7 protein-coding genes and 1 pseudogene are annotated in these 11,185 nt (G+C 71.1%); 5 read left to right on the top strand and 3 right to left on the bottom strand.

Features of this window, described 5'->3' with window-relative positions; translation table 11 throughout:
• Positions 1 to 398 precede the first annotated feature (398 nt).
• Together ABZS54_RS39450 and ABZS54_RS39445 are read right to left on the bottom strand one after the other, a co-directional pair.
• A pseudogene (locus ABZS54_RS39450) lies at positions 399 to 842 on the bottom strand (SRPBCC family protein); the annotation flags it as partial.
• 216 nt (positions 843 to 1,058) lie between these two features.
• Positions 1,059 to 1,988, bottom strand: coding sequence for a DNA-3-methyladenine glycosylase 2 family protein (locus ABZS54_RS39445; protein ID WP_355547153.1), 930 nt, complete (start codon positions 1,986 to 1,988; stop codon positions 1,059 to 1,061).
• Positions 1,989 to 2,070: 82 nt separating this feature from the next.
• On the opposite strand from ABZS54_RS39445, the gene ABZS54_RS39440 reads away from it, so the two are divergent.
• Positions 2,071 to 3,327 (top strand): glycosyltransferase, encoded by a 1,257-nt coding sequence (locus ABZS54_RS39440; RefSeq protein WP_355547151.1) that lies wholly within the window; start codon positions 2,071 to 2,073, stop codon positions 3,325 to 3,327.
• A 22-nt stretch (positions 3,328 to 3,349) separates the two neighbouring features.
• Here ABZS54_RS39440 and ABZS54_RS39435 read toward each other — a convergent pair whose 3' ends face one another.
• Entirely contained in the window at positions 3,350 to 4,495 is a 1,146-nt protein-coding gene (locus tag ABZS54_RS39435) for a peptidoglycan recognition protein (protein WP_355547149.1), read from the bottom strand.
• A 125-nt stretch (positions 4,496 to 4,620) separates the two neighbouring features.
• On the opposite strand from ABZS54_RS39435, the gene ABZS54_RS39430 reads away from it, so the two are divergent.
• The 4 genes from ABZS54_RS39430 (at position 4,621) to ABZS54_RS39415 (ending at position 10,636) form a co-directional block, all read left to right on the top strand.
• Positions 4,621 to 5,367, top strand: a complete 747-nt coding sequence (locus ABZS54_RS39430) for a TIGR03089 family protein (protein WP_355547147.1) — start codon at positions 4,621 to 4,623, stop codon at positions 5,365 to 5,367.
• 94 nt (positions 5,368 to 5,461) lie between these two features.
• Positions 5,462 to 6,829 carry an LCP family protein gene (locus ABZS54_RS39425; RefSeq protein ID WP_355547145.1) on the top strand — a complete coding sequence of 456 codons (1,368 nt, stop codon included), beginning with the start codon at positions 5,462 to 5,464 and terminating at the stop codon, positions 6,827 to 6,829.
• 259 nt (positions 6,830 to 7,088) lie between these two features.
• On the top strand, positions 7,089 to 8,972 hold the full coding sequence (locus ABZS54_RS39420; RefSeq protein ID WP_355547143.1) for an LCP family protein: 1,884 nt from the start codon (positions 7,089 to 7,091) through the stop codon (positions 8,970 to 8,972).
• Positions 8,973 to 9,127: 155 nt separating this feature from the next.
• Positions 9,128 to 10,636: an LCP family protein gene (locus tag ABZS54_RS39415; RefSeq protein ID WP_355547141.1), complete on the top strand. Its 1,509-nt coding sequence runs from the start codon at positions 9,128 to 9,130 to the stop codon at positions 10,634 to 10,636.
• The last annotated feature ends 549 nt before the right edge of the window (positions 10,637 to 11,185 follow it).

Here is an 11,185-nt window from a genome sequence, read left to right as displayed (position 1 = left end):
TACTGGGTGCGGCTTCGCGCCGCGCCGACCGCGCACGCGATCGTGCCGGTGGGCATCGAGACCGCCAAGCCCGCGCCCGGCGTCCTGGAGATGGCGCGCCCACCCTTTTGTGCACGGTCTCTGCCGCCTGGCGCTGCCGGCCCGGATTCGGCGGGCCCACATCGCTGCCGACGTCCGGTCGAAAGCGATGTCCGGCCGATGTCCGGGGGCGTCACGCCGCGTCAGTGGCCACCCACCGAGGTCCCGCCGACACTCGGCGGAGCCTGCGGGCGCGGCGGCGGGATGTGTCCGCCGCCGGGGGCTCCGGTACGCCCGGGCGTCGGCGACATGCCGGGGCTGTCGTAGGGCGGGGGCGGCGTCTGCGGCAGATCGGCGGAGCCGAGGCTGCCGGGCGGCTCGACCTCGCCGCGCCAGGCGCCGGTCTCGTGGCCCTGTTCCTCCACGAACACCTTGAAGTGTTCGAGGTCGCCCTTGGTGCGGCCACGAACGAAGCCGAGCTTGTCCCCGACCGTCTCGACCAGGCCGTCGGGGTCGAACTCCATTTGGAGCATCACCCTGGTGTGCACGTCGTCGAGCCGGTGGAAGGTGACCACGCCGGCTTGATGCGGGCCGTCCACGGTCTTCCACGCCACCCGCTCGTCGGGGCGCTGCTCGGTGATCTCGGCATCGAACTCCCGGGTCACTCCGGCGATTCGGGTGACCCAGTGGGTCCGCGTCGAATCGAGTTGATCGATCCGCTCGACCCCGCTCATGAACTGCGGGAACTCCCGGAACTGGGTCCACTGGTTGTACGCGGTGCGGACCGGCACGTCCACGTCGATCGAGTGCTGGACGGTCGTCACGAGCACTTCCTCCTCGTTCTCGGTGTCGGTTCCGTGCTGCGGTGTTGCACAGCCGGGTCCTTCACCCGAACGGCTGCCCGAGGTCCCGAAGGACAAACGTGACCCGAACCGCACTCGACTCGACAGGCACGCCCACCCCGGCGCGTCAGCGCCCCCGACCCACCCCACCCAAGTGGTCGACGCGCGAAGCGCAAAGAGCCGCGAAGCCGTCCAAGGTCACAACGCCTTGCCGACGAAATGCCGACGCGGACCGTACCGTGGCGCGCGGCGCGGCACCTTCACGCCCGACATCCGGATCAACAGCGCGGCCCGATGCCGGTGTCCCGGGTAGCCGGCGAGCAGTTCGAGCATCCCGGCGTCGTCGACCGCGTGTCCGGCCAGCGCGAAGCCGATCGTCTTGGGCAGATGCAGGTCACCCACCGACAGCGCGTCCGCGTCGCCGTGCGAGCGCTGCATGGTCTCGGCTGCGGTCCATATCCCGATGCCGGGCACCAGTTGCAGCAGTCGAGCCGCCTCCGGGTGCGCCACGTCCGTGGTCGCCTCCAGTCGGCCGGCCACCCGGACCGCCTCCATCACGGTGCGCGAGCGGCGCCCGTCCACGCCGGCGCGGACCCAGTCCCAGGACGGGATCAGCGCCCAGGTACGCACGTCGGGCACCACCCGCAGGCCCGTCGGCGCGGGCCCCGGCGGCGCCTCGCCGTACTTGCCCAGCAGCAGCCGAAAGGCCCGGCGCGCCTCGATCGTGGTGACCTTCTGCTCCAGGATCGAGGGCACCAGCGCGGCCAGGACCAGCGTCGTGCGCGGCATCCGCAGGCCCGCGAACCGGCGTTCGGCGTCCCGGACGATCGCGTGTCGGGCGAGGAAGGCGTCCGGGTCGTCCTCGGCGCCGAGCAGGGCCGGCAGTGCGTCGAGTTGCCATCCGGCGCCCGGTCCCCACGCGCTCGCCTCGACCTCGCCGGTCGCGGGACGGTCGATCAGCCGCAGCGTGCACGGCCCGTCCGGTGTGCGCGAGGTCCGCCACACCGAGCCGTCGGTGCCCGCGTGGTAGGTGGGGTCGCTGTGTCCGCGGCGCAGTTGGCCCAGGGTCAGCCGCAGGTCGAGCGCGAAGCCCGGACGCCACACACGGTGGCGGGCACTCGGGTACAACGGACTCTCCTCGCGATCCGGGTTCGGACCGCCACGGTACCTTCCCGGTTTTGCCCCGATGTGCGCAGAGCAGACTTCACCTATGCGGGTGATGGCGTTCGGCACCTATGACACGACCGTCCACCCCCGGGTGGGAATCCTCATCGAGGGCTTGCGGCGCCACGGTATCGAGGTGGTGACCTGCAACGTTCCCCTCGGGCACATGGACGCCGGGCCGATGGTCCCGCCGCCCTCGGCCCATCCGGGGATCCCCCGCCAGCGCATACGGCACGCGCGGTGCATCGCGGAACTGGTCGCCAAGGCCCGCCGGGCCCCGCGTCCTGACGTGGTGATCGTCGGTTATCAGGGTCGGCTCGACATCCAGATCGCCCGCCGGCTGTTTCCGGGCATCCCGCTCGTGCTCGACCACCTGGAGAGCGTGGACGACGTGGCCGATCGGCTCGGCCAGGCGGCGCAGGCCGAACTGCGCAAGGTGGACCGGATCGAGCAGGCCGCGATCGCGGCGGCCCGGCTGGTGCTCGTGGACACCGAGGAGCACCGCCGGGTGCTCACGCCCGCGCATCGCGACCGGGCGGTGGTGGTGCCGATCGGGGCGGCGCCGGTGTGGTTCGACGCGGGCCGCGCGAGCGCCGATCCCGACCCGACGCCGGGCGGGACCAACGCCCCGGGTGGGACGGACGCCCCCGGCTCCGGCGCGGACCCGGCCCACGGGGATCCGCCGGGCGATGTCGCGGCGGGCCCACCGGCGGGCCCCCCGGCGGACTTCGCGCCGGACTTCCGGCCGGGTGAGGACCTGCGGGTGATCTCGTTCGGGTTGTACTCGCCGGTGCAGGGCGCGCCGGTGATCGGTGCCGCTCTGAGTCGGCTGGACGGATATCCGATCGCGGTGACGATGATCGGTCGGGGGTTACAGGCCCAGCGGACCCGGGACCTGGTCGGCCCGGAGGCGCCGCGGGTGACCTGGCGGACCTGGGTTCCCGAGGCCGAACTGCCGCGTCTGGTCGCGGCGCACGACGTGTGCCTGGGCGTGTTCGGTACCGGTGCCAAAGCGCTGCGGCTGGTGCCGAACAAGGTCTTCCAGGGGGCTGCGGCTGGGTGCGCGGTGCTCACCTCGGACACCGCGCCGCAGCGCCGACTGTTCGGACCGGCCGCGTTGTTCGTGCCGGCGGGCGATTCGGACGCGCTGACCGACGCACTGCGTCGGTTGGCCCAGCACCCGGCCGAGGTGGCCCGGCTGCGCGCCGCGGCGGTCGCGCTCGCGCGCGAGCGCTTCGTGCCCGAGGCGGTGGTGGCGCCGCTGGTGGAGCGGCTTCGGGAGATCGTGGACAAGCGGGCCTGACCGGCCGCGCCCGAACACGCGTTCAGCCCACCCGCAGGGCCACGTCGGTGCGGATCGCGGGCAGTTGGTCGTAGAGCGCCTGGCCGGGACACTCGGTGTTGAACGCGTCCCGGTGACCGGAGATCACGTCGAACGCGTGGGTCGTGCCCTTGGGGTAGCGGCTGCCGCCGTCCGACGATCTCAGTGTGACCTTGCCCTTGGGGTTGCGGTCGTCGAGGCCGAGTTTCCACGCGATCACGCGGGAGATGGCGATCAGCATCCGTCCGGGCGGCACAGCGGTGGTGTAGGTGCCCATCGCGGCGACACCCATGCTGTCGGTGTTGAAGCCGAGGGTGTGGGCGCCCAGGACCGGCTTGGCGGTGCCGCCGGCGCGGCCCTCGAAGATCGTGCCGCACTTGTCGACGAGGAAGTTGTAGCCCACGTCGGCCCACCCGTTGGTCTTGACGTGGTAGCGGTAGATCGCCCGGAGCACCTTGGCCGAGTCGCTGCATGGGAAGTCGTTGCCGTCGGCGGTGTGGTGCACGAACGCAGCCCGCACGGTGTTCGTGTACTTGAACTTGGTGTCCCGCAGCGATTCGTCGGCACCCCAGTCCTTGCGGGCCACGATCGCCGGCTTGTCGGCGTGGCCCTTGACCGCGCGGCCGTCGGCGCCGATGCCGGTGGGCAGGCTCGCGCGCGGTGGCATCCGGTCCAGGATCGAGTCGCCGGGGTCGACCAGTTCGGCCCGCAGGTCTTGGGGCAGCACGCCGTCCGGAACAACCACGTGGACCTGGATACCGTCGGACCGACCCGCCCAGAACGGCTCGGTGCCGCCCCGGAGGCCGCCTTCCGTCCCGCCGGTGCCCTCGACGCCGGCGTGTAGTTCGTGCCACGGGCTCCACACTCCGCCGGTGCGGGTGCGCACGTGTACCGCCACTCGCGCGCCCGCGCCCGGGTCAGCCCAGGTGACGCCGACCAACGAGTAGGCGGGAGTGCCCCGTTCGGCGGTCAGCACCTCGGTTCGACCCGCGCGTGGCGCGGCGACGTCCGACTCCTGTTCGATGCCGGTCAACGGGAGGGTCACCGTCGAACCGGAGGTGCTCGGCCTGTCCTCGGCCTGCGCCGGTGGTCCGGCGAGCACGGCGGGTACGGCGAGGGCGGCGATCGACAACGCGATTCTGGTGTACACGGGAAGGCCCCTCCATCGTGGGCAGTCGAGTTCTACCGGTTCCCGTACGACGATGAATCCCGTACGAAATGCGGCAATTACACCCATTTGCGCCATCGATTCGGGGGCTCGGTAGGCTGAGCCGCATGCCCAGCACCCCGGTAGATCAGTTGCGCATTGCGCTCGCCGCCGACTCCGCGCGGCCCTTCACCACCTTCTACGACGACGCCACCGGCGAGCGCGTCGAGCTCTCCGTCGCGACGTTCGACAACTGGGTCGCCAAGACCGCGAACCTGCTGCGCGACGACCTCGCGGTGGAGCCCGGCGCACGTGTTTCGCTGTTGTTGCCCGCGCACTGGCAGACCCAGGTATGGCTGCTCGCGGCCTGGTCGCTGGGCCTGGTGGTGAGCTTCGACGGGGATCCCGCCGACGCCGATGTGGTGGTGTCCGGCCCGGATACCCTCGACCGCGCGGCGACCTGCCCGGGCGAGCGGGTCGCCCTGGCGCTGCGGCCGATGGGCGGGCGATTCCCCACGCCGCCTGCCGGTTTCCTGGACTACGCGGCGGAAGTGGCCGGGCACGGCGACCGGTTCGTCGCCGAGGGCCCGGTACGCCCGGACGCCGCGGCGCTTGCCGAGGCCGGGCGCGAGTGGACGGCCGGCGAGTTGGCCGAAGCGGGCGAGGCCGTCGCGCGGGAATGGAAGCTGGTCCCCGGCGACCGCCTGCTCACCTCATTGAGCTTCGCCCGAACGGGTGGATTGCAGGCGGGCGTACTCGCGCCGCTTGCCGCGTCCGTACCCGTCGTCGTATGCCGTCACCTGGATGAATCCCTGCTGGAGCGGCGCATCGAGGCCGAGCGGGTCACGCGTGCCGTCACCCGTTCCGCCGACTAGGCCGTGACAAGACGGGTCGTGCTGCGCTTTCGTGGCCCCGACCGCCCGTAGTGCCGTGCCCGGCGGTCCCTCAGCAGGCGGGGAGGCGTGGGTTATGGATACGTGGGATCACCTGTACCGGTCCGAGCACGCGGGCCGGCCGACCGTCGCGCCCGACGAGCCGCCTGCGGCCCACGACTGCGAGTCGACGGCGCCGATCGAATCCGGTTCCGGCCGGGCCGCCGCGCGCCGCGCGCGCAAGAAGCGCAATCGGCGGCGCAGGGTGTTCCTGCCGATCGGGGTCGGCATCTCGCTGATCCTGCTCACCGGCGTCTCGGCCGCCTACGTCGCGTACCAGCGGCTCGACGGCAACCTCGAGACCGACGCGGTGGACGGCAAACTCAACGCCGATCGCCCGGACGTGGGCGGCAACGGCAAGGGCAAGCCGATGAATCTGCTGATCATCGGCTCGGACTCACGGGCCGGCGAGAACCGCGCGCTGGGCGGCGGCGGGGACAACGGCGAACGCTCGGACACCACGCTGTTCGTCCACCTGTCCTCGGACCGCGAGCACGCGGTGGTCATGAGCATCCCGCGCGACCTGCTGGTCACCGTCCCCTCGTGTGTGACCGGGGACGGCGCACGCTCCGCCGAGCAGCGCGGGGTGATGTTCAATTCGGCGTTCGAGCTCGGCGGCGCCGCGTGCACACGCAACACTGTCGAGAAGGTCACCGACATGCGCGTGGACCACCACATCATCGTGGACTTCTCCGGTTTCAAGGGCATGGTCGACGCGGTGGGCGGCGTGGAGATCTGCCTGCCCAGGACCGTGCAGGACCGCGAGGGCAACATCGCGTTGTCGGCGGGCCGACGCAAGGTGCGCGGCAGGGAGGCACTGGACTATGTCCGGCTGCGGCACGACGTCGGGCTCGGCGGTGACGGCAGCGATCTGGGTCGGATCAAGCGGCAGCAGGCGTTCGTGGCCTCGCTCGCGAAGCAGATCCGCAGCAGCGACACGCTCTCCAGCCCGTCCCGGCTCTTCGCCCTGGCCGACACGCTGACCAAGTCGATCCGGGCCGACGAGGGACTGGCTTCGGTGTCGGCGCTGGTCGATCTCGCGCACGGGATGCGGGACCTGGAGACCAGGGACATCACCTTCGCGCACCTGCCGGTGTACAACCCGCCGAAGGACGACAACCGGGTCGCGCTGATCCAGCCGGACGCCCGGCGCCTGTTCGACGCGATCAACAACGACGAGCCCCTGGACGATCGGCGCAAGCCGGACGCGGCGCCGGGTGTGACACCCTCGGTCGCCGTCGCGCCCCGCACGGCCGCCGCGCCCACCCGCCTGCCGGGCGGGGCCGCCCGGGCGGCCGGTGTCGCCGTCGCCGGCGCCGGCGGCACCACACCGTCCGAATCGGCGAAGGCTGCGGTCGAGGCCGACACCCGGGACGCGGATCAGGACATCTGCAAGGCGAACTGACGCTTCGTCACCCCATTCGTCCACAGACGTCCCGCCTTCGTGACGACGGAAACGGTGGCGGACGGTAGCGTGCTCGCCGATACGCGGGCCGCTCCGCCGTGATGTGCTGCCCCTTCAGTCGGTGACCTGCGTCACAGGGGGAAGGGCATACGCAACTCGGGGAAGTGGCAGCACGTCTATCACTAGCAACGGCCGCCCTACGCGCGGTTCGTCGCTCTTGATCGGCGTTGGGCGCCCTGGGGAAAGAAGCAGACACGACGTGAGTGACAGCGAACGGGCCGGCAAGCGGGCCGAGCCCGGCCGGGACGCGAGCCCGGAAACGGCGCCCGAGGCTCCGACCGAACCCGAGATATCGGCTCCGCGGACCACGGCGGCCGAGGCGGATGGGCCGGTCGCCGCGCACGCCGACTCGGCTCCCGCGGCGGACGCATCGAACGCGACGGCCCCCGCTTCGGCTGCGGACGAGCCGGCGACGGACAGGCCGGTTGCGGACGAGCTGGCTGCGGCCGGCGAGGCCGAGGCGCCGGCGGTCGCATCCGAGGCGAAACCGGGCGAGCCGGGCGAGCCCGAGGCGGGAATACCCTCGGCGGCCATATCCGCAGCCGGTGCGCCGGCCGAGGCGGGCACACCGGCCGCCGCCGAACCGGGTCCGCAGGCCGGGCCCGAGCAGGGTGCCGGGGTCGAGGCGGCCCCGGCCGTACCGCCCCCGCCCGCCGCGGCCGGCCCCGAGGAGCCGCTCGCCGCCGCCGTGGCCGCGATGGCCGCCGCCGGCGAGGCCGCGGCGCCGGATCGGCTCTCCCGGCGGGATCGACGCCGGCGGGTGTACAAGCGAGTCCTGATCGGCGTCACGGTCACCGTGGCGCTGTGCCTGGTGGCCGGCAGCGTCGCGGTCTACGCGATCTACCGCAAGCTGGACGGCAACATCACCACCGAGGACCTGACCGCGAAGCTGGGCCCCGAGCAGGAACGTCCGCCGGTCGTCGCGCACGACGCGGCGAACATCCTGCTGATGGGTTCGGACGACCGCAGCGGCGACAACAAGCAGTACGGCGACATCGGCGAGGGCACCAAGCGCTCGGACACGACGATCCTGTTGCACCTGGCCGCCGACCGGAAGAGCTCGGTGGCGATCAGCATTCCGCGCGACCTGATGGTCGACATCCCCTCGTGCGTGCGTCAGGACGGCAGCAAATCGCGGGCGTACCGCGACCAGTTCAACCACGCGTTCGAGATCGGCGGCGCGGCCTGCACGATCAAGACCATCGAACAGATGACCAGGGTCCGCGTCGATCACCACATCGTGATCGACTTCTCCGGCTTCAAGGAGATGGTCAACGCCGTGGACGGCGTCGACGTGTGCCTGAGTCAGCCGATGCGCGACACCGCAGCCAAGATCGATCTGCCCGCCGGCAAGCACCGGCTCGACGGCGAGCAGGCGCTCGGCTACGTCCGCGCCCGCAAGAACGTCGACGACGGCAGCGACACCCAGCGGATGACTCGCCAGCAGCGTTTTCTGGCCGCGCTCGTTAAGAAGGTCAAGGTCGGCGACATGCTGACCCAGCCGTGGAAGTTGTACAACCTCCTCGACGCCGGAACCCGGTCGATCACCGCCGACCCGGGACTGAGCTCGCTTAGGGAACTGATGGACCTGTCCGACAGCATCAAGGGGATCCCGAACGACAAGGTCGCGTTCCTGACCGTGCCGCGGCGGCCGTACCGACTCGACATCGACCGAGACGAGCTGATCCAGCCCCAGGCCGACCGGCTGTTCGAGGCGATCCGCCTCGACCGGGTCGCGGTCGGCGCGGCGGTGACCGGCAAGGACGAGAACGGCTTCGAGAACAACGGCGAGGTACGGATCGAGCAGGCGGCGACGTCGACGCCGTCCACCCGCACCAAAATCGACCAGGACGGCAACCGGGTGACGGTCCCGCCGACGGCACCGGGTTCGAGCGGCGCCGGGAAGGCGGACGGCACCCGGTCGCCTTCGGGCACCGAGGCACCAGGCTCGTCGGCTTCCACGACCGACCCCACATCCACCAGCGGCGGTACCCCGCCGGCCAAGCCGACCTCGGCCGCGGACACGGGCCCGATCGTCACGGTTTCGGGACGAACGGCGGAACAGGACGTGTGCGCGGGCTGATTGCATCGATACCGCACAGGGAGGGCCGGGTGACCGCGGATCGGCGGTGACCCGGCACGTTGCCGGAGGGGATTCGACACATGGGCACGGACGCGGATACGGAGGTCGGGGCGCCTGCGGCACCCGACCGGCGGGGCATACGCAGAAAGAGCACCGTGAAGAAGCGCCTCAAATGGATCGCGATCTCCGTGGTCGGCATCCTGGTGATCCTGGCCGGCAGCGCGTACGGGTACATCCGGTACCTGAACGGGAAGCTGCATCACACCCAGATCACCGCCGACAAGAGCAATCGACCACCGGCCGCGGCGAAGGACGATCAGGGCCGAAGTCCGATGAACATCCTGCTGATCGGCAACGACAGCCGGATCGGCGAGGGGCGGCGCTACGGCGCGGAGGGGCACGAAGGGCTCGCCGACGTGGCGATCCTGATGCACCTGTCCGCCGACCGCTCGAACGCCACGCTCGTGAACATCCCGCGCGACACGATGGTCGACATCCCGCGCTGCGAAATCGGCAAGGGCAAGGACAAGAAGGTCACCGAAGCCCGGTTCGGCCAGTTCAACGACAGCTTCCGCAGCATCGGCGCGTCCTGCACGGTCGCCACCGTGGACCGCATGCTCCAGGTCCGGATCGACCACTACATCGAGGTCGATTTCAAGGGTGTCCGTGATCTGACCGACGCGGTCGGCGGGGTGCCGATCTGCCTCGACGCTCCGATCCACGACCCGGTCCTGTCCAACGCGCGCGGCGGTACCGGACTGGAGCTCCCGGCCGGCCCGAACACCCTGAGCGGTAACGACGCCCTGCAATTCCTGCGCGCCCGGCACGCGTTCGGGGACGGGAGCGACCTGGCCCGGATCGAGGCGCAGAAGGTCTTCCTGATGTCGCTGGCGCGCGAGCTCAAGAGCAACGCGAAACTGACCAATGTGGACGGCATGTTCAGGATCGCGAACAGTGCGGTCGGTGCGCTCACCGTCGACAACGACCTGGCGGGCGTGGACAAGCTGATCGACCTGGCCGACGAGATCAAGAAGGTGCCGGAGAAGCGAATGGCGTTCGCCACCCTGCCGACCGAGACCTATCGACCGGCCCCGGATCAGGTCCAGCCCAGGCGCCCGGCCGCGGACAACCTGTGGGCTGCGATCCGAGCCGACCGGCCGTTGACCAAGGGCGACGGGGCGACCGATCCGCCGCCCGCGCCGGTGACCACGACGGCGCCTCCGCCGCCGACGACGATCGCGCCGAGCGACGCGGCCCGGATCAAGGTGACGGTGGACACGGGGACCGAGAAAAAGCGGATCACCCCGGTGGTGGAAACCCTCAAGCGGCAGGGCTTCAAGGCCACTTCCGGTACGACCATGCCGGACGGGCGGGAACACGCCAACAGCCGGATCACCTACCCCGAAGGCAGTCGGGATCAGGCGAAGGCGATCGCGACCGCGCTGGGCGTGCCGGAGACCGCCCTGGAGCCGGCCCGCCCCGGCGACACCACGATCAAATTGCTGATCGGGGCGGATCTTCCGGACGTGGGCACCGGCGACGGCACCCCGACGAGCTCGACCACCACCGGCCCCGCCCGGACACCGGAACCGCCCAAGGCCGCCGACCTGAACCTGGAAACAGCCGACAACACCAAGTGCGCCTCGCCGCGCAAGAAGCAGTGACGCTCGCAGGCAGGTTCGAGGGGGTCGCGGTGGCGATACGCGCGAAAGCGCCCGTCCGTGACCCCCATCGATCGAACAGCAATCGACCGACGACGAATCGGGAACCATCGGTGAAGGGTTTTATCCCTTTTCCGATGATCCGAGCGTCAGGACTTCGCAGTCTCGGTGACCATGGCGAGATCTCGCCGGTTATGGTGGCTGCTTCCAAACCGACCATCACGTATCACCGTCGGGTTCCGTGCGGACGCCTCCGGAACCCCGGCGTCGCCCATGAGGACCGAGCACAGCCCGGGGGGACCGTGCGGCGGATACAGCCGGAGGGAATCTCGGCGTGAACAGAGGGAACGGGCCGCACCGTGGCGCGCCCGGGGACAACGATCCCCTGGGCGGTATGGACGACGCGGACGTCGCGGACATGTGGGTGATGAACCCGGATACCGGCAGCTTCGAGCTGCGGGCGCCGGGCGCCCCCGGCGCCGAATCCGCCGGCGGGTCCGGGGCCGGCCCCCGTGCGGAGGGCTCCGGGGTACCCCGGCCGCGCTCGCGGGC

The organism is Embleya sp. NPDC005575, from assembly GCF_040605455.1.
In the GTDB taxonomy this organism is placed as follows: Bacteria; Actinomycetota; Actinomycetes; order Streptomycetales; family Streptomycetaceae; genus Embleya.
The sequence above is the reverse complement of the archived record's forward strand: the minus strand, read 5'-3'. Positions and strand labels throughout refer to the sequence as shown.

Excerpts from the sequence above, each read along its gene's own strand:
- ABZS54_RS39430 (WP_355547147.1), top strand. The coding sequence starts at position 4,621 with ATGCCCAGCACCCCGGTAGATCAGTTGCGCATTGCGCTCGCCGCCGAC.
- ABZS54_RS39440 (WP_355547151.1), top strand. The coding sequence starts at position 2,071 with ATGCGGGTGATGGCGTTCGGCACCTATGACACGACCGTCCACCCCCGG.
- ABZS54_RS39425 (WP_355547145.1), top strand. The coding sequence starts at position 5,462 with ATGGATACGTGGGATCACCTGTACCGGTCCGAGCACGCGGGCCGGCCG.